This is a genomic window from Vibrio sp. ED004 (assembly GCF_023206395.1).
Classification (GTDB): domain Bacteria; phylum Pseudomonadota; class Gammaproteobacteria; order Enterobacterales; family Vibrionaceae; genus Vibrio.
Genome location: NZ_CP066150.1, coordinates 1,594,760 through 1,614,707, shown reverse-complemented (window position 1 = coordinate 1,614,707; position 19,948 = coordinate 1,594,760). Strand labels below are relative to the sequence as shown.

Annotated in this window: 14 protein-coding genes and 3 pseudogenes; 10 read left to right on the top strand and 7 right to left on the bottom strand. The window is 43.5% G+C overall.

Annotation, left to right across the window (positions count from 1 at the left end; genetic code table 11):
- Positions 1-61 precede the first annotated feature (61 nt).
- The 4 genes and pseudogenes from ITG10_RS24560 to ITG10_RS24545 form a co-directional block, all read right to left on the bottom strand.
- Positions 62-829, bottom strand: a complete 768-nt coding sequence (locus tag ITG10_RS24560; RefSeq protein ID WP_248386977.1) for a siderophore-interacting protein — start codon at positions 827-829, stop codon at positions 62-64.
- A 380-nt stretch (positions 830-1,209) separates the two neighbouring features.
- Positions 1,210-2,222, bottom strand: a pseudogene (locus ITG10_RS24555) (IS110 family transposase).
- A 125-nt stretch (positions 2,223-2,347) separates the two neighbouring features.
- Positions 2,348-3,826, bottom strand: a complete 1,479-nt coding sequence (locus ITG10_RS24550) for a peptide MFS transporter (protein WP_128644377.1) — start codon at positions 3,824-3,826, stop codon at positions 2,348-2,350.
- Between the two features lie 415 nt (positions 3,827-4,241).
- Complete coding sequence (locus tag ITG10_RS24545) at positions 4,242-5,612, bottom strand: L-serine ammonia-lyase (protein WP_017631269.1); 1,371 nt, start codon at positions 5,610-5,612, stop codon at positions 4,242-4,244.
- A 336-nt stretch (positions 5,613-5,948) separates the two neighbouring features.
- Between ITG10_RS24545 and ITG10_RS24540 the strand changes: the two genes are divergently transcribed.
- Positions 5,949-6,827, top strand: coding sequence for a YdcF family protein (locus tag ITG10_RS24540; protein WP_017631268.1), 879 nt, complete (start codon positions 5,949-5,951; stop codon positions 6,825-6,827).
- 4 nt (positions 6,828-6,831) lie between these two features.
- Here ITG10_RS24540 and ITG10_RS24535 read toward each other — a convergent pair whose 3' ends face one another.
- Positions 6,832-7,509, bottom strand: coding sequence for a hypothetical protein (locus ITG10_RS24535; protein ID WP_248386976.1), 678 nt, complete (start codon positions 7,507-7,509; stop codon positions 6,832-6,834).
- Positions 7,510-7,725: 216 nt separating this feature from the next.
- Entirely contained in the window at positions 7,726-7,980 is a 255-nt protein-coding gene (locus ITG10_RS24530; RefSeq protein WP_017105223.1) for a DUF333 domain-containing protein, read from the bottom strand.
- Between the two features lie 370 nt (positions 7,981-8,350).
- On the opposite strand from ITG10_RS24530, the gene ITG10_RS24525 reads away from it, so the two are divergent.
- The 8 genes and pseudogenes from ITG10_RS24525 (at position 8,351) to ITG10_RS24490 (ending at position 18,215) form a co-directional block, all read left to right on the top strand.
- Positions 8,351-8,869: an NUDIX hydrolase gene (locus ITG10_RS24525; RefSeq protein WP_017630817.1), complete on the top strand. Its 519-nt coding sequence runs from the start codon at positions 8,351-8,353 to the stop codon at positions 8,867-8,869.
- A 559-nt stretch (positions 8,870-9,428) separates the two neighbouring features.
- Positions 9,429-11,539 (top strand): annotated as a pseudogene (locus ITG10_RS24520) (LruC domain-containing protein).
- 13 nt (positions 11,540-11,552) lie between these two features.
- On the top strand, positions 11,553-11,993 hold the full coding sequence (locus ITG10_RS24515; protein WP_017629445.1) for a hypothetical protein: 441 nt from the start codon (positions 11,553-11,555) through the stop codon (positions 11,991-11,993).
- 292 nt (positions 11,994-12,285) lie between these two features.
- The gene (locus tag ITG10_RS24510) at positions 12,286-14,049 is read left to right on the top strand and encodes an ABC transporter ATP-binding protein (RefSeq protein WP_017629446.1); all 1,764 of its coding nucleotides are present in this window, start codon (positions 12,286-12,288) and stop codon (positions 14,047-14,049) included.
- On the top strand, positions 14,043-15,827 hold the full coding sequence (locus tag ITG10_RS24505) for an ABC transporter ATP-binding protein (protein WP_248386975.1): 1,785 nt from the start codon (positions 14,043-14,045) through the stop codon (positions 15,825-15,827). The genes ITG10_RS24510 and ITG10_RS24505 overlap by 7 nt, the downstream gene beginning before the upstream one ends.
- A 235-nt stretch (positions 15,828-16,062) precedes the next feature.
- Positions 16,063-16,329, top strand: coding sequence for a hypothetical protein (locus tag ITG10_RS24500; protein WP_017059525.1), 267 nt, complete (start codon positions 16,063-16,065; stop codon positions 16,327-16,329).
- A gap of 116 nt (positions 16,330-16,445) precedes the next feature.
- Complete coding sequence (locus ITG10_RS24495; protein ID WP_017629447.1) at positions 16,446-16,880, top strand: hypothetical protein; 435 nt, start codon at positions 16,446-16,448, stop codon at positions 16,878-16,880.
- A gap of 141 nt (positions 16,881-17,021) precedes the next feature.
- Positions 17,022-18,215 (top strand): annotated as a pseudogene (locus tag ITG10_RS24490) (ISL3 family transposase).
- Positions 18,216-18,279: 64 nt separating this feature from the next.
- Here the strand turns inward: ITG10_RS24490 and ITG10_RS24485 are convergent.
- Entirely contained in the window at positions 18,280-18,747 is a 468-nt protein-coding gene (locus ITG10_RS24485; RefSeq protein ID WP_017629694.1) for a cytochrome b/b6 domain-containing protein, read from the bottom strand.
- Between the two features lie 324 nt (positions 18,748-19,071).
- Between ITG10_RS24485 and ITG10_RS24480 the strand changes: the two genes are divergently transcribed.
- Entirely contained in the window at positions 19,072-19,911 is an 840-nt protein-coding gene (locus tag ITG10_RS24480; RefSeq protein WP_017629693.1) for an alkyl sulfatase dimerization domain-containing protein, read from the top strand.
- Positions 19,912-19,948 lie beyond the last annotated feature (37 nt).

Here is a 19,948-nt window from a genome sequence, read left to right as displayed (position 1 = left end):
ATTTGTCTTTAATACTTTAGCTTAGGTGCTTGTGTAGCAAGGCTCTTTAGCTCGCTAAAGCTTAAGCATCTTGTTGTTTCAGAACTTTGTGGCCATCTTCAGTGACGCCACGTTTCCAGTAGCTACTGATGTAGATGTTCTCTTTTGCGACTTCTTTTTCGTTGCGGAAGTACTGTCTTAGCTCACGCATGCTTTCAAATTCACACGCTGTCCATACTGAAACCTGACCGTCTAACCATTTAATGCTGCGAACGGTTTGTGATAGTGTTTCTTCAGTTTCATCTTCAATCAACCAAGTGATTTTGATGCCTTCAGGTGCTTCAAGTGCTTGCTTGTCTGCTGCTGAATTGATTTGAACTACAGCGTGACCTGTCGCGTGCTCTGGAAGTGTTTTTACCTTTGCAGAAAGGGCAGGGAGTGAAGTCATGTCTGCGACTAAGAAGAACCAATCCGACTCAAGGTTCAGCCCTTGAATCAAACCTGGGCCTGCCACTGAAATAGTATCACCCACTTGCGCGCTCATTGCCCATCTTGCGGCAAAACCACATTGCAAATCTTTAGTGATGTGGCGAACGAAATCGACTTCGATGAATTGCTCAACAGGGTTGTACTGACGAATGGTGTAGGTGCGCATGGTTGGGCGCTCACCTTCATTCAATTGGCTCAAATCTGTGGTGCCTAGTGGCGAGAATAAAAGCTTGATGTAGCCGCCGGCACATTCTGTTGGGTATTTACTTAATCCCTCACCGCTCAACGTTATACGCTGCATGTTTGGAGTAATGGTTGAGGTTTGAGTAACGGTTAATGTGATAGGGCTAGGCTTGCTCATATAAGGCTCTCTTAGATTTTGATTCCGACATCATAATCCTGAACCAGAAAACACTCAATACTAATAATTATCATTTACTGTAATTTACATAAGTGCAATCTAACCAGAGCTCCTCTATTTTGTCGCTAAAACTCATCGACAAAAATGTATGGTCCGCCCCGTTATTGCAACTACAATTAAGTAATAACGGAGTTGGTTTGCGCTAATGTATTCGGAGTCCTTGTTGGGAGCACTAGCTTCCCAGCTCCACGATGATATCCGCGCCAGGTTATCCTTAAAAAGCCCAAAGCATTGATTGCTATTTTTTGTGTCAGGTTCTTAATCTGGCCGATTGACCGTTTTTGTCATCACGTTCATTGGCGTTGCAAACTTGGTTATAGCTAAACAGCCTTAAAAGCTTGGCGGTGGTATAACACCGCCCAAGCTATCCTCACTAGCTTGTTGGCTAATGCAACTACCACTACATTAAATGGTTTGGTGGCTCGTAGGTTCACAAGCCACTCTCCAAACACTTTCCCTGTCGTCTCTAGCCTAGAGAGTACAGCTCTTGCGCCATGGATAAACAGAGTTCTGAGGTGCTTATTTCCTCGTTTACTCATACCAAGTAGCTTGGTATTTCCTCCCGTTGAGAATTGCCTTGGTACAAGTCCCAACCAAGCCGCCATCTCGCGGCCATTGGTGAAGTTACTCGGAGAGCTTACATCAGCAATACACAATGTGGAGAGTAAGATCGCCAATTCCAGGGATAGTTTTAATAATTGAGCACTTTCGTTATTATCAACAATAGTTTGAAGCTTGATATCTTGGGTTTTGATTTGTTCATTGAGGTACTTGTAGTGTTCATGGATAGATATCAATTCACATAGCAAGCTTTTTGGTAGTGATACTGTTTGTTCTGCTAACCATTGAAACAGAGACTTCATCTTTGCATGCCCTTTGGGAAAGCTAAGGCCAAACTCAAGTAAGATCGCGCCGATCCGCGACATAGTGGCGGTTCTCTCCTTGATATAACTATCTCTGACTCGATGAATCGCTGCGATGACTTGAGCCTCTTCACTTTTACAGCCACAAATCTCATGGTCGGTCGACTCGCAGCCTCTGCGATCGCTGAAGCATCGATGAAATCGTTTTTATTGCCTTTGACATAAGGCTTTACATACTGAGGAGGAATAAGTCGGGGTTGATGACCAAGCTCACCACACTTTCGAGCAAGCCAATGAGCACCGCCACAAGCTTCGAAAGCAATAGTTGTTGGTTCTATTTTACTAAGAAAGATTAAGAGTTGATTGCGATTAAATTTACGACGAAGCACCTCCACCCCACAACGGTTATGTGCGATAGCATGGAAGCAGTGTTTACCTAGGTCGATACCTAAAATATGAATAGAAGACATATGGTTCACCTCATTCTGAGAGCCTACTCTAAGCTTAAGGGCTTGAGAGTGAGGCGGACCATATAATTAAGCCCTTTAGAAAACTAAAGGGCTTGATGTGTTAGCGTGGTTGAACGTGAGAGTAATTAGCTGTTAGCTTGCTCTAGTTCAATCGTTTCATCAGCGGCTTTTGCTGCTTCTAGCATCTTACGAATAATGAATGACGCCGCCATCGCAATACCTACCATCACGACTGCTAGAACAGTCAGCATTTGGAAGTAATCGCCGTAAACCGTTTGCACGATCTCTTGTGTGATCTCTTGGCCTTTCTCTAGTGCGATTGACGTTGAGAATACCGCACCAACAATGCCTGATAGGGCGATTGCTACAGAGAACAAGCTTACTGAGAAGTTCTCGATGTGCTTAGGTGCAACAGACAGAATGAACGCCACAACCATAGAGCCAACAATTACTTCACCAAATGCTAGGAAGAAGTGGATTGCTAGGAATACTTCAGGACGAATCAGAACGTCGTCACCAACTGTGGTCACTGCCATTGTCAGGATACCGAAAGCGATAGCCGTTAGAATGAAAGAGAAACCTACTTTGGTTGCAGTAGAGAAGTTAATGTTTTTCTTTTCTAGGTTAGAGAAGATACCCGCGATGATAGGACCAGCAACCATACACCACAGTGGGTTCATTGCCATTGACGCTTCTGGAGCGACAGGGATGAAGCCAAATAGGTCACCACGCATTGTGTTGATCGCTACCATTGTCATCGATGTCATCATTTGACCGTAGTACACGAAGAAACAGGTAGTAAGGAATGTGATGATTAAGATAGTGCCCATCTTCAGCATGTCTGATTTCTTCGATTTCAACATCAAAGAAACAAAGTAGACGATCGCTGCACCGCCAATTGCGTATACGATGTTTTGGCCGATATCCATGTTAGAGAACATGAAGAATACCAAGCCAATCATAGCGGCAGAAAGACCAAGGAACGCTGCCCAGTTTTTAGTGCTTACTGGTTGTTGATCGATCTCTGCACTTGCTTCAACAAGGCCTTTGCGAACAAAGATCATCATTAGAAGCGCAGCGCCAGCTAGAACAGCTGAAAGAAGGAAACCGCCGTGGAAACCAACAACAAGCACTAGCATTGGGAACAAGTATTGGCCTAGTAGTGCACCAATGTTGTTTACTGAGTAGTTGATAGGGTAGCAGTTTTCAAAATCTTCTTGAGTTTTGAACGTGCGTTTGTAAAGACTTGGGTAAGAAGGAGACATCAAACCACGTGCATAACTTGCTAAAGCGATACCACATAATGCCATAGGTACATTGGTTGCTGCTGCACCGAGTACCAGTAAAACATAACCACTTGCGAAGCCTAAAAAGGCAATGGTTAAAGAACGGTAAGCACCTAAAAATTTGTCGGCGATGAAGCCACCTGCGATAGCAAACAGTGGTCCGATTGCAGAGAAAGCACCAACGACCATCATGGTGTCAGCTTCATTGTAGTTAAGGTCTTCAAGGAAGAAACGAGTCAAGATCACCATGACGCCATAGAACGAAAGTCCAAACATCATTTGGCAGAACATCATTGATTTGTTTAATCTATTCCACATTATTTTATTCTCACATTAGTATTAATATGTAGTGTAATTACCCAATTATAATACCATTGCTAGTAATACATAAACTGAAACATGTATCCCAAACCGGACTTTGCTCGATATATCTTTTCTTATGAGTGCATTCATATTCCTCATGAATGAAATTTGCAATGTTAGATTTTGCTAGTGGATGCGTGGCTGTGTAAAAATTAGCCGTCTTGATTTGTGGCTAAGTAATGAACTATTAAAGAGAAAGTTAGCGAGATTCATTCGGTAAATGTTTTTAAGTGAGTATCACTTTCAATTGGCGGCTGAGTTCTCGTTAATAAAAAAGCCAGCTTGGCGGCTGGCTTTGTTTTGATATTGAAAACTAAGTTTACAAGAATGCCGTCTCTAAAGGGGCTCTCTGCACTCGTGTTCTTGTCTGTTATTCACACGGTGGTGCCATGTGAATCACCGCCAAGCCGCCCAAAGACGTTTCACGGTACTTCTTGTTCATGTCTTTACCTGTTTGATACATGGTTTCAATAACTTTGTCTAACGAGATAAGACACTTGCTGGTGCGCTTCAGCGCCATACGTGATGCGTTGATGGCTTTCATCGCACCCATAGCGTTACGTTCAATACACGGTACCTGTACTAGCCCGCCGATTGGGTCGCATGTCATGCCCAGAGAATGCTCCATTGCAATCTCAGCCGCAATACAGATCTGCTCGTTACTGCCGCCGCGCAGGGCAGTTAAGCCTGCAGCTGCCATCGAAGAAGAAACGCCAACCTCCCCCTGACAACCCACTTCAGCGCCAGAAATAGAAGCATTGGTTTTGTACAGGATACCGATAGCACCAGACACCGCTAAGAAGTCTTTCAGTTGTTTGGTATCCAGTTCTTTGATGAAACGATGGTAGTACATTAATACTGCAGGAATAACGCCAGCCGCACCATTCGTCGGTGATGTCACGACTTGACCACCCGCTGCATTCTCTTCGCTTACTGCAAAGGCAAACAGGTTAATCCAATCCATGATCTCCATTGGATCATTTTCAATAGAGGCATTCGCTTCGAGCTTCTTCAAAAGCGCAGGCGCTCGGCGTGTGACTTCTAGACCACCATCAAGGATACCTTCGGTGTCGAAGCCACGCTGCATACACAGAGACATCACCTTCCAAATTTGGTCGGCTTTCTGATCAATCACATCCATGCCTTGGAACGACACTTCGTTACGTAGGACTAAACCACCAAGGCTCAGTCCATTTTGGTCGGATAGTTCAAGCAATTGGTCGGCAGAAGAGAAGGGGAATTCAACTTGTGTTTCTGACTCTTGCTTGCCATTTTGAAGTTCATCAGCGGTTGCGATAAAGCCACCACCAATCGAGTAGTAGGTTTCCATGTCCAAAAGGCTACCACTTTCATCAAAGGCAGAGATAGTCATGCCGTTCTCATGAAGTGGTAGGTTGGTTTTGTGGAAGAGCAGGTCACTTTCTACATCGAAATGAATTTCATGGTTGCCACTCACCATTAAAGATTTATCTTCAATCGCTTTACGCATGGCCGCATTAGCGCTGGTTATTTTGATTGTATCAGGGCGGTTGCCAAGTAGGCCTAACAGGGTTGCACGGTCGGTGTGGTGACCAATGCCTGTTAGTGACAATGAGCCGTATAAGTCAATTTGAATACGGGTAACTTGACCAAGTACAGATTCAATTTTTTGGGTAAAATTAAACCCAGCGATCATTGGTCCGTTGGTATGGGAGCTGGAAGGCCCGACCCCGATTTTGTAAATGTCAAAAATAGACAGCATAGTAACTTCCTGTGAAGACGGTTCGATGTACGAACTCTGTGTAAAATTTGTATTTTGTTCGTTTCACTTTTCATGAAACATTTTTAGTCGAGCTTGTTCTGTGCTTGAAACGTCTCTTTTATTGAAACTTGTGTTAGCAAGGTCAGAGCAATGAAATGCAAGAGCGTGTTATTTTTGCTTTAAAGCGCCACGTCTATTCCTGCATTGCCTTAGGTGTTGCCATCAATAGTGAGCATTATTGCGAGCAACCTAAGAGAATTTAAAAATACTTTTGTTACTGGATATTGTATACATAATTCACTCTATCTAATCACTAAAACGAGACTTGAACATAAAATGAGCATTAATCACCTCCTTATTGTGCTGGGTAAGCGACTTAATGAGAATAAATTGACTGATGAAGGAATCAGTCGAGTTGATGCTTTAGTAGGGTATCTGGCGGAGCTTTTGGTTGAAGAGTCGAATCAGCAAACGGCCGTTGCATTTTGTGGCGGGGTAACAAAGGGGCAAACTCTCTCTGAAGCGGATGCAATGCACCAGTATTTTCGAGAGCTTGAAGCTCAGTACGAACATCCATTTAATTTGGGTGCAATCTTACTTGAGCAACGTTCAACAAACACGGTAGAGAACATTCAGAATTTGGCTTCAGAAATGCTTGAGAGCGGGCTTTTTACTCGCGGGCAGAGTGTCAAAGTAACCTTTATCTCGAACGATTATCACCTGCAACGCATCTTTGAGATTCAAGCGTTGATGGACGAGCAAGGCCTGCTTAAGGTGCTTATCGAAAAGTGTTCAGCGCTAAATGTAGAGCTACAGATAGATCGCAAGTTGGAATGTCATATTCCGGTGCCATACCCGCACCAAACGACTCAAGGCCAACTGTTTTTGTTGATGGATGTACTCACGACGTATCGAGTTTACCTTGAAGGCGTAAGCGCAGGGGCGTTTCAACGAGATTTAGATATCGTTAGGGAAGAGCCACAAAGACTCTCTGTTGAAGCGTTGGTTAAAGCAAAAGAATTGGTAGGGGATTCATCTCTTTTTGGTATCGTGGAAAGCCTGCTTCCAGTATTGGAGCATTGTATTCAACAGACTCCGGTGGATACTGACATAAAAAAAGTCAGGGAATATCTAGCACTACTAGACACTAACCTGACTTTATTGAATCGATATTTAGATCCCGAATCGGATCACACACATCGCTGGTGGCGATAAGTGTTTATTTCTTTCTCGTGATGCCATGAACCGTTTTTAAACTAGCAAAAGCGATTAAACAATAGGCCAGAAGCTCGGTACCTTCTTCGGCAATATTTTTAACCACGCGAACGTAATCATCACCCATAACATTGTGCCAAAAACTGCCCATGCCAAACAGGCGAGAAAATACCAACAGTAGCATGACACCGGTAACCAAAAGGTTCATGTGCGGAGATGCTAGTATCAGCGCCAGTTGATCAATCGTACGCTTGCCGTTCTTTACAGCATAAAAAATCGCGCTACCAGCAACTAAAAGTGCAGGCACAACCCATGCGCCATGTACAATTTTGTCAAACCAAAAGTCCATCTCACGGATAAACATCACAGCAAAGAAGGCACTGATTAGAAGGGCTGCATGTTTAACTTCGCTCCTCTCTCTTGCGAGATAAATGAAAGAACCAGAAGTCACGATAAGCAGTAACTGCTGGAGCATCTCAGTCACTGAGATCTCACCCACATTGCCATTCAACAATACAAAGTCAATTCGAAGTGCAAGGTTCGCGACAATACTGATCGCCAATACGACTAACGCTGTCTGACATCGTTTGTAGATAACTTGAGAGGTTGATTGCGACAGCGTGAACTCTGGGAGCTCAAGTGACATATGAGTTTGTTCTTTGGTTTTAGATTGGCTTTTCATATCAATACGGCTTGTAATATTTTGTAACAGGCTGGCATTCTATCGTCTCGATCGTCTCCACAATGTCATGGAAATGTCAGCAATAAAACACCGTACAATTGGTGTGTGTATACGGTAAGCCGCTGCCTTAAGGCAGGCAGCTTACGTAACGTACTAGAATTTTTTTTTGGGGGGGGATCTTACAGCGGTGAGGTTAGAAACTCGCAGTCGAAGTGATTACTTTTCAGCTTCTTGCTCGTGGTTATTGCGGTAGTACTCCCACTGTTCAATGCGCTCACCGTCATCGAATACACAGTAAGTGGTACGTTGATTGTTTTCAGTCACCGTATCTAATTCACCGTCCTGTTGAACACAATAAACCGCGGCTGGGTTAGCGACTGAAACACGTTGGCCTTCGCTATATTCTGCATAGTCGTTTGCACAACCGCCTAATACAACGGCAAATACAGCCATCAAACCAATTTTCTTCATGTTTATCTCCTACGTGATAACTCTACAAATGAAAGCGTTAAGTTCTACAGAACCCAATTAGAAGCTCTATGAAATGAGTATATTTTAGATTTCAGAAAAGGTTGTCCTAATTTGGTCAAGATATTGAAATAGGTTGATATTTCGTTGGATTTCGCCGAGTTTTGAGTGCTAGATCAAGCTAACTAGAGCCAAGCTACAAGTGGAGCTTCCTCGCGTGACGCGTGCTCGTTTGAGGTTTACTGTGACTCGGTGGCGATGCGCTATCAGCAGGGAGGTGAAGTCGGAAAGCGCTCTTGAAGGCGATTGTGCACCTCGAATCTATTGATGATTATGATATGATGCCGCCAAATTCAGTAGAGCAGTCACAATCATGAGACACCTAAAAACCACTATTCACCCTGATATCGACCATCTAGACAATAAAACGGTATATAAGCGCAACGCAGCCCGTGCGATTGTGTTAGATGGCGAAGACATTCTGATGCTTTATACAGAGCGTTATCACGACTACACCATTCCTGGTGGCGGTTTAGATGAAGGTGAAGATGTTATTGCAGGCATGGTTCGTGAACTGGAAGAAGAGACGGGTGCGAAGAACATTCATAGCATCAAGCCATTCGGTATTTTTGAAGAGTTCCGTCCTTGGTACAAAGACGACGCAGATATGATGCACATGATCTCTTACTGCTACTCATGCAAGATCGACCGTGAGCTCGGTGAAACGGCTTACGAAGATTATGAAGTCAAAAACGGAATGAAGCTGGTGTGGATGAATATCCATGAAGCGATCGCTCATAATGAAAAAACGATGGCTGAAAGTCCTAAAAAGGGCATGAGCATTGAGCGTGAAACCTTCTTACTTCATTTGATAGCCAAAGAGATGCTTTAATCTCACCAAACCTTATATTGAAGTAATTGTTCAGCTGTAACTAAAGTGCAGCTGACAATGATCTTTGAACTGTTTCATTTCACCCCGCATTAAACAGTTCATTGTTAGTGCTCTCTGTCACCCAACTTCGTTTATAATCAACAGCCATTATTTCTCCAATTTCATGCAGCTTCCTGCTGTTTGAACGACATCTTTATTCGCTTGGAATCTACTTCTTTCACTCCTATTTATGACAAGCTGTCAAGTTGACTCATTTCCTTCATCAAATTGATTCCTATTTTGAATAAAGTGTTTTTTTTATTCTTGCGCTCGAAAAGTATATAGATAATAAATTTTTAATTTCAATGGTTTACGTGTGTTTTCTAAGTATTGGAAAACTTGGCTCTCCTCTTGCTTCTTTGTCTTATTCAGCTCGTTTTATCGGCACCAAAATAATAAAAATAGACATCCTTTGTCTCGTAGCATCAGATTTTAGGGAGACATTTATTTAGCTTTTCCGTTCAGAGTTTACGTACTTTTCAAGGAAATCGCCCAAGCGAAGAAGAAGTCGAGGTTTACTATGAAATACAAGCAAATTATCTATCTCATTGGCGTAATAGTTAGCGTCCCAGTCCACGCAACCATCGTGGATTTGGATTTTTCAAACCACGTAGAGTCAACGAACGGAAGTAGCGGTTGGGCGGGACCAACCTATGATGGTGCCTCCATGCACTTTCTCAATGTCGGCACACATGATGGAAAGACCATTGATGCTAAGGTGTCCAGTAGCGTATTTGGTGATGCAACGTTTATGTTCCATGTTCCCAACTACAAAGAAGGCTCCACTCAGCCCTCTGGTGATATTGGATTCCTCTATCAGACTAACTCTGCCGGGTCTGCAGGTTTGATTTATACCTTTGAGTTCTTTGACGGAACAGATGGTCTGTCAGGTACTTTCTCGTTGCCTTACACTATTCCTGAATTTGAAATGATCGGTTACGACATTGATGGCGAGCCAGTTCAGTCAGAGCAAGTACGAGTATTTAGAAGTGAAGGCTTTTTCAGTTATCAATTGGGTAGTGCAAGCGCCAGCTTGACCGCGGAAGAGAGTGCTGATGGAACATCCGTTCTATTTACAGGCCCTGGTACTAATTATTCAGAAACTGACACGTCAGGTGCAGTTAAATTCATCTATAAAAACACCTCTATTGTTACCTTACAATTTGAAACCGTCACTTCTAGCAGTAGTAGCTTTCCTAACCCCATTTTTTCTGCGTTTGATGGTAACTGGGACTTAAGTGGATTTACTACGCCAATTGAGAGTTCTGACGAGTCTGATTTTGGTGACGCTCCAGACACTTATGGAACGTTACAAGCAAGCAATGGTGCAGAACATGCTGTTTCTTCAACGCTTTATCTAGGGGCTAGCATCGATACAGATTCTGACGGACAACCGGGCGCTTTATCAAACGGCGATGACTTGGATGTTGACGGGAATGATGACGACGGTATTACGCTGCTTACTAACCTAGAAATCGGGTTGGATAGCCTCATTAACGTTAATGTAGTGGGTAATGGTTACCTACAAGCTTGGGCTGACTGGGACTCGAGTGGTACTTTCGATGATGATGAACAAATCTTGAAGAACCATTCGGTTGTTGAAGGGGGACAAGTTGTTCCAATTCGAGTGGCTGATGATGCGAGTGTGGGGACTGTACAAACACGTTTCCGTCTAGCGAGCAGCCCTAACATCCCAAGTGATGGTTACGTTGGTGACGGGGAAGTCGAGGATTACGTGTTAAACGTGACTGATCCGGGAACCACAATTCAACACTCTAATTACTACACTGCGGCGTTCGAAGATAACTGGTCTGAAGTTGGTGATTTCGACTTAAACGATGTTGTCGTTTACTACCGAACCACCATTCTGAGTAAAGATGATGCTGTATTGCGTATGGATATCAGCGGTAGCGTTATGGCCTACGGCGCCTCTTATGGTAACGGCTTAGGTTGGAAACTGAGTGGGTTTGATGAGTCGGATGTCGACTTGCAGACCGCCAGAGTGCAGAAAACGGCGCAACTCGTGTGAATATTTCACCGTTCACGGGCGAAGATAAAGCGGTTGCATCACCAGGAGGGGACCTTGTTGTTGTGGCTTCATTGAACTTGAGAAATGATATCCCGATCAACGATGAGTGTATGTTCCACCGTACTAACCCGTCTTGTAATCCGTCTCTTGAGTCCGACCAAATGACGTTCAGCATTTCACTACCGTTTAACGACGACGATCAACCAACGGTGAGTTCACTTCTACCATTGAGTGGTTTTGACCCGCTCATCTTTGGTCCAGGTGAAGGATATTACCATGGTTCTAGTTTTACTGGCTCTCCGGGTAAAGATCTTGAAATTCACACAGCGGATCTTCCACCAACGTCACGTGGTACGTTAGTGAGTGATTTCTACGGTATCGCACAAGATGACTCAGACCCATCTACCGATAAGTACTACCGAACTACTCAAAATATGCCGTGGGGGATCTTGATTTCATCTCCGTGGAACCATCCAGCAGAGTACATTGATATCAGTGAAGCGTACCCTGAGTTTGCAGAATGGGCGACTTCTGGAGGGACTTCAAAACCAACTTGGTACCAGAACCCTAACTCTGACAAAACTTGGTCTACAGAAGATTAATTAAGGAGGATTTATGAAACTAATTAAACTAATGCTAAGTAGCGTGACTATTGTCTTCCTTACGGCTTGTGGCGGCGGAGGCGATGGTGGAGGCAGCGGTTCTGCCAGTGCTCCAACTTCTACACAACAATCTGTAAAAACGGTTGAGTTGTCAGTACCCGAAGGTTTTGACTTCTCAACCGAAAGAGAAGTTAAAGTGACCGTTGATGTGGCAACCTCGCAAAGCTCACGAGGCTTTATGAGCCTGTATACCCAGTTCAATGGTGATGTTGTCGACTACACATCACAAGTGTTGAGAGTACCAATCAATGAAGATATCGACTTCTCTACAACACTACTTCTACCTAACCATGTTGAAAAAGTTTGGGTTGAAGTATGGTACCCATCGGCGATGGGCAACGAAGTGAAACGCTCAGTTGATGTCGAAAACGGGCAGGTCGATGTGATTCTCTAACCGCTTAACTAGTGAAATTAGAAGCTTGAAGGCTGAAGCAATATCCGATTTTTGTTGTTGTGGTATTGAGTTTGGTTTAAAGCTCCCCATTTAGTGTACTTAAGATACTTTGCCGCCATTAGTGCGGCAAAGTTGTTTCTTGTGGCGCTAAAATATAACACCAATAGCGAATAATTAAACATGGTTGACATTGTCAACTATGTGTTTTTGATGTATCTTTACCTCTGCGATGTCTCACCTTGCCGGATAACACCATCACATCGCTGTGTGCCTGCCCTAAAAAAAGAATACTATGACTAAAAGACAGTTTATTGCCCATTACTTGCGCATGAATCGCACCTCTTATTTGTTAGCGATTGTGTTCATTTTTCTCGTTAACTGGTTACAAGTAGAGATCCCTCGTTATATTCAATTGGCGATAGATTTAATTGATGATGCCTCGTCAACAGGTCACCAGCAGCTTCAAACCTATGTTTGGATTGTGGTGGGCATGTCGGTCGCTATGGTTGTCGTGCGGATCCTGTCGCGGATCTATGCGTTGAACCCTGGGCGAATCACAGAGGCTGCGCTCAAAAGTACACTGCTACAAAAGCTGAATCGTTTACCAAGTAGCTTTCATGAACGCTTCGCTTCAGGTCGTTTGATTTCAATCATCAATAACGACCTTAGCGGGATCCGTTTGATGTTCGGCGTGGGCTTTTTGCAGTTCTTCAATGCGTTGCTTGCTTTGTCGCTGACGCCTCTTTATATGTGGCGTATCTCACCAGAATTAACGCTTTACTCGATTATTCCTATCTCAATCGCTTTTGTGATTTTCCGAGTGGGCTTCAAGCGTATGAAAACACTGCACTTAGAGCACATGAAGCGCCTGCAAAACCTGTCTGCTCAGTTAATGAGTTACCTATCTGGGATTGATCTGATCAAGAGCCAGCAGATGTCACCTTGGGTGAAGGCGGAAACCGAAAAGCTCAATCAACTGTTGCTTGAATGCCGCCTTAAGATCACTCGTATTCAAGTCTTCTTCATGCCGGTGCTCGATTACGCCAATGACCTGATGAAAATTATTATTCTTGGTCTGGGTGGTTTCATGTTGATGAGGCAGGAACTGACCTTAGGTGAGATAACCGCTTTCTTAACTTACTCGGTTTTGCTCGCAATGCCGTTGATGCAACTTGGTCGAATTGCGACGATTTATCAGCGCGGCATGGTCGGAATTCAGAGCGCGCAAACCATTCTTAACGCCAAAGTGCCAGAGCTAGATGAAGAAAAGCTTTCTGAGTTAGATGTTGAATCGTTGAAGGGTAAAACGTTTTCTGTTCGTAACCTTAGCTTTAGTTACGCGGGTGAAGAACGCTTGATCCTTGATGACATCAGCTTTGATATTCCTGCGGGTAAGAAAGTGGGTGTGCTAGGCGGAATCGGAGCGGGTAAAACGACATTAGTGAACTGTTTGAATCATCATTTAGAGGTTCCAGAAGGCTCAGTGTTCCTTGGTGAAAAAGATGTCACTAGTTTCTCGCGCAGTGATTTACGTCGTTATGTGAAAACCGTTACTCAAGACCCTTACCTGTTCTCAGCGACTGTCGAAGATAATATCCGTTTTGGTAGCTTGGATACTGATTTGGCCAAGAGTCAGGTTGATGAAGTACTAGAGCTTAGCCAATTGGCCAGTGATGTGACTCGCTTTGAACATGGCGACCAAACCTTGGTTGGTGAGAAGGGCATCATGTTGTCCGGTGGTCAGAAGCAGCGCTTGAGTATTGCGCGTGCTCTGCTGCAACCAACCGACTTAATTATCATGGATAATGTGCTGTCTGCGGTCGACTATGAGACAGAAAGAAAGATCTTAGAAGGCTTGTTTAAACGACTGGAAAATCAGTCGGTTCTGGTAGTGTCACATCGCGTCAATGCCCTTGAATATATGGATGAAATTATTGTGTTGAATGAAGGTAAGGTGATTGCCAAGGGCGACCATGCCACGTTACTCAAAACCTGTCCTTACTACTATGAGACATGGCAGCTACAGCAGAATGAAACGGAGGCTACAGCATGTTAAAGGGTGTTGATCTTAAGTATCTCAAGCACTTTTTTAAGTTTGCTAAGAAATACAAAGGCTCTGCCATTCTGGGTATTGCGATGCTTCCGCTGTCGGTCATCACGAGCTTGTTGTTTCCTTGGCTGATCATTCAAGTGATTGACGTCCATCTAAGTCATGGTGATATGGATGGTCTGCTCGAATACGTCTTCTATCTCGTTGCCCTGCTGATGGTGAGCTACGTGGTGGATACCACTTATTCGTATAACCTGCGTAAAACAGGTCAATACACGATAACTGATATGCGCTCTGTGTTGTTTGCCCGTGTACTCAAGTTACCGCGCAGCTATTTTGACAATACGCCAATAGGTGTCACGCTTTCGCGCCTGACGAGTGATTTAGAGACCATCGGCGAGACCTTTGTTCAATCGGTTGTCGGTTTAGTGAAAGACAGTATCAACACCATTGCTCTATTAGCCATGATGTTCTTCATTGATTGGCAGCTGACGTTGATTGTATTGATCATCATGCCACCCGTGCTGTACTTAACGGTGTACGTGCGAAACCGACTTCGTGCTCTGTATAAAGTCACGCGTTCTTCACTTGCACGCGGTATTGGCTTTCTGCAAGAGGTCTTGTTCGGCATGAAAACGGTTCAGATGTACCGAGCGGAAGAACAAGTCGAGCAGCGTTACCAAGGCTATACCGATGAGTTTTTGAAAGCGCAGAAAAAGATCAATAAGTACGATGCGATTCTGTTTTCGTTTATCTCTGGCATTACCTCAATCACTATCGCGATCATGATTTGGTACGGCTCTGGGCAAGTGATCGAAGGGGCACTCACCTTGGGTGTGCTGATTGCGTTCATCAACACCCTAGAAAAGGTATTTGTACCGATTCGCGACTTCACCTCGCAAATTGCTTCGATTCAGAGCTCATTTGCTGCGTTCGACCACATCGAAGAGCTGTTTGTTGAACCGACGGAAGAAGAAGGTCGTAACTTACTGCCATCTAACAAGGTTGAAAGTCAGCTCGAACAGTTTGTGAGCTTAGAATTTAAGAACGTGAGCTTTCGCTACAAAGACGACGCTCCGTACGTTCTAAAAAATGTCTCGTTTGTATTGGAGAAAGGTCATCAAATCGCGCTTGTGGGTTCGACTGGGTCGGGCAAATCGACGATTCTGCGTTTGATATCTAAAACTTATCAAGACTATGAAGGCAGCATTCTGCTTAATGGTATTGAGTTATCGCAGATCTCAAGCGAAGACTCTGCTCACTTGTTCTCAATGATGATGCAAGATGTGCATCTATTTGAAGAGACGATTCAGTTCAATATTGCACTGGGTAAGGAACATCTCTCAAGAAACGAGGTTGAGCAAGCTGCGCGTTATGTTTATGCGGATAAGTTTATCGAGCAGTTGCCACAAGGCTATGATTTCCGTTTAGAGAAGAACGGTGCCAACCTATCTGTAGGGCAAACGCAGCTTATCTCCTTTGCACGAGCAGTCGCACAAGGCGGACAACTGATGATGCTTGATGAGGCAACCAGTTCGGTAGATTCCATCACAGAAGATTTGATTCAAAAAGCGATGCAGCGCCTGTTCAAAGAAAAAACCGTGATCGCCATTGCCCACCGCCTCAGCACTGTTCGTCACTCTGACACTATTCTGGTATTGGAAAAGGGTGAAATTGTTGAACAAGGTAATCATCAACAGTTGGTCGCATACAATGGCATTTATGCCGGCTTGTTGAAGGAATCGATTGTGGAAACGAGCGACTCTCAAGTAACGGTTGCCTGATCACCTCAAGCCAGGTCTACCGTTATCGATACTATGGATTGGTGTTATTTATGTTTCACCAATTTCTATTCTTTTCTAGTATTCCCAGTAGCTTAGGAAAAATAAAACATATTTTACGATTATTAATATGTTATGATCTCCCTACTACTAAAGGGGTATCTACGGGCATCGGGATGTATGCAAGCAAGAAGAACCGGCTTGTGTCAGTCACTTTCTGGCGAATATGGAATCGAAAATGTTGTTGGAAGAAGTTGTAGAAATTATTGAATTAACCGACTCAGACCATTTATCTCAAGCAATGGAACTGTTTAACGAGCATGGTTTTGTTGATGCTGAGTCTTTGCCTTTTATGAACGTTGTGTTCGAAACCGCACCAGATCAGCTTGCGAAGAAACTGTCGCAAATTGGTTTTAAAGGTTTAGTGCAAGTCGAAAAGAATGAAGACGCATCAGGCTTCACCATCATTGATGCTGACCGCGTTCTGCTAAAAGATTCTGCTTAGTTGAAAGACTCTGCTTAGCTGCAAGATTCTTCTTAATGACAAGAATAAGATTCAGCTTAATTAAAAGACTCTATCCAGTTCAGTAACACCCGTTATGATTATTTGAGGTTAACACAGTGACAACAGCAACCGTTTCATCAACAGAGCAACACATTTCCAATGAGCATGCGCTTTTAGGTGCATCGTTATTAGCGTCTCAAAAAGTTGAGTTGGCTCTGTTCAGTGTTATCTCTAAATTGGCTAAAGCGTTACCGAAAGAAGCACAGCAGTCACTGGATTTGGACTTAGATACCTTTCTAAGAGAGAAACCAAGTGAGCAAGCTTCTACGTTGAGCTTGTACGAACAAACCTTTGGTGAACAGCTTCCGTTAAAAACCAACGAACTTAACGATTTTATCTACCACAGAAATCTTGTGACTCGTGGCTTTTGGCGAGTGACTGGCGCTGATGTGAAAGGCGGTGAGAAGCTTGCTAACCCAGAGCTTTATTTAAAAGAGTTCTTAGCCAAATGCGAATATTGGCAAGTGATGATAGATACTCACAGCAAGTAATCAAATTGAAAGAAGAAAGCCATAGCATGCTATGGCTTTTTTTTGGTTCATCGCGGATTAGCGGGAACTAAAAACAAAAAAACGGTAGTAAGTGATATGGTTTAGTCGCCAAACAAAAATCATACACAAACTACCGTTTTCATGCCGAATCATACTTTCCTATCTTCATTCTGGGAAGGCTTTAAAATAGTAAAGTTTCACCAGACAGCATCACTTGTTACACTAACTCTTAAACCTAATTCTGAGGCTAAATGCCTTTGCGGTCTTGAAGCTGAGGCTATCCATGAGTATCAATGGCGTCATGTGAAAGAGGCCATGTTGTTCAATGTTCCTGTTGAGCTTTCCGTTCAAACTCGAAGGATCAAGTGTCGTGACTGCGGCATAAAAACAGAGTTTCTATCTTGGTTAGAGCCTTATGCTCGTATAACGACGCGTCTAAAAGCTATATAGAACAACTACTGCCTCTTCTTCCCATTAAGCATATCTCCCAGTTAACGAGCGTTCATTGGCACACCATTAAAGAGATAGATAAACGTCGACTTCGCCAAGTGGTACCGTCAGTGAAATGGGAAGGGCTAAGGCAACTCGTCATGGACGAGGTTCGCCATCTTTAAAGGGCACCGATATGCCACAGTCATCGCTGATGCTAAGACTCACCAAGTCATTTGGATAGGGTTAGGTCGTAGCCGCAAGGACATACGACCGTTTTTCGAGCAGTTAGGCAAGCATGGTAACAATATCGAAGCGGTCGCAATGGACATGAATACGGCTTTTGACCTTGAAGTTCAAGCGCACTGCCCGAATGCAAAAATCGTTTACGACTTATTCCATGTTGTTGCTAAGTTCGGTCGTGAGGTGATGGATAGAGTCAGAGTCGACCAAGCTAACAAACTCAAGCAGGATAAAAAAGCGAGGCAATGTGTGAAGCGCTCACGCTGGGTACTGCTGAAAAACAGAGGTAATTTAAATGCACGACAAGATAGCTATCTTACTGAAATATTGAATATCAATAAGGACTTGATGGCCACTTATATACTCGGCTCACAACTCAAAGAGCTTTGGTACTGTAAATCAGAAGCACATGCTAAGGGGCTCTGGGAGGTATGGTGGGCACAAGTGCAAGAGAGTGGAATTAAGCCATTGAAAGAGTTTGCACGAAAACTGAGGCCTTATCTTCACGGTATTATTGCATCGGCAACTTATCCGCTCAACACCTGCACATTGGAAGGGATAAACAACAAAATAAAGTTAATCAAGCGAATGGGGTATGGATATCGAGATACAGACTACTTCTTCTTGAAGATAAAAGCGGCTTTCCCCGGAAAGCCGCGATGAACCTTTTTTTTGTGTGTAGGAAACTTGAGCGTTAAGAATTAGGCTTTAATTAGAGGGTTTAAAGCTAGAGCATCATCTTCAATACATAGTTCTTAGAAACAAAGTGGTGCTTCAGTGCTGCGCTAATATGCAGGACAATTAAACAGGCTAGGGCAATACAACTGGCACGGTGTAAATAGAAGAAGAAGCCGTTGATTGCAGGATCGGTAATTAGATTATCGACGGTGGCTAGCCAAAATAACGAATAAGGCTCTTTTAGCATCAAATAACCGGTACTGAACACCATGAACATCACTAGGTACATCAAAGAGTGTGCAAGCTTAGCAATGCATTTCTGTCCTTCTGGTATTGAGATAGGCATAGCTGGCGAAGACCGAAAGTGACTCCAGATATAACGGACCACGAGCAATGGCGTTGCAATCGTCGCCAATGACATATTGAGTATCGACAGGAAAGAAAACAGCTCTGGATGATTGGTGACATAGTGCATCACATACCCAGCAACGGTTGCATAGATGATGACGGAAGCCATTACCCAATGTAGTACACGGCTTACCAAGTCGTATCGTGGATTATTCAAATTAACCTCGCTCTGATCGTTATTAATATAAGATTCAACTCGATGCAATAAATCAAATTTCGCTATATTCGCATCGCGAATTAATTATATAGAACAGTATTACTCGGTATTTTGATAATTTAGAAATTAATGATGTTGCTTCAGGTGTTTTATAATTATCAATGATGTTTTAGAGTGTTAATTCCAATACGGACAAAGCAAACTTGTCGACTTCCTAGCTTGTATGCCTATTACGAGATACAGTTAGCTTAAAGGTAAATATATAAGGAATGTATAATGCTTCGAATCTTATTGATTGCAGTTATCTCGGTGTTCAGCTCGATGAGTTTTGCAAGCGAAGAGGATAAGTACTCTGAACAGGAGTATTTGGGTAGACCGCTGATGGAACGCTATATCTTGGATGAGTTGAAGCAACTGCGAATGGAACAGCAAGATCTTGAAAGGCGTCTCACCATTCAGATGACAGATCGTGAATTGGCTGTAGCGGATAAATCGCTGAACTACGCCAATGTTACCGTGACGTATTTCTTCTACATCATTGCTGGTGTTGCTTCTCTTATTGCCTTGGTGGGTTGGCAATCACTCAAAGAGTTGAAACACACTACTAAAGAGATGGCAGATCGACGACTCAACGACATCGCCCAAGATTATGAGAAGAAGTTTAATGTCCTAGAGAGGGACCTTAAACGTAAAACCAGAATCATTTCAGAGAACAACCGAGAAATCGAAATCATCAATGAGATACACAACTTGTGGCTGAGAGCTCAAAATGCTCAAACCGCAGAACAAAAGATTGAAATCTACGATGAGATTTTGAAAGTTCGTCCGGGTGACTTGGAAGCGCTCACTTACAAAGCAGATGCAGCCATGGACATGCAGGAATACCACTGGGCAATGAGCTTATGTAACCGTGTGTTAGAAGTGGATGATCAGAACGCCCACGCTTTGTATCAACGAGCTTGTGCTTATGCAAGGCTAGGCGCTGAAGGTCAGGCTATAGACGACTTAGAGCGCTCTATCGAAGCCAGTGGTTCAATGCGAGAGTTATTGGCTGATGAACCTGACTTTGAGATGCTACGCGGCTTAGAACGCTTCGAAGCACTTCGTGAAGAGTAATGTGTGAGGTAAAGATCCTTGTTAACTAAGGTGGTGA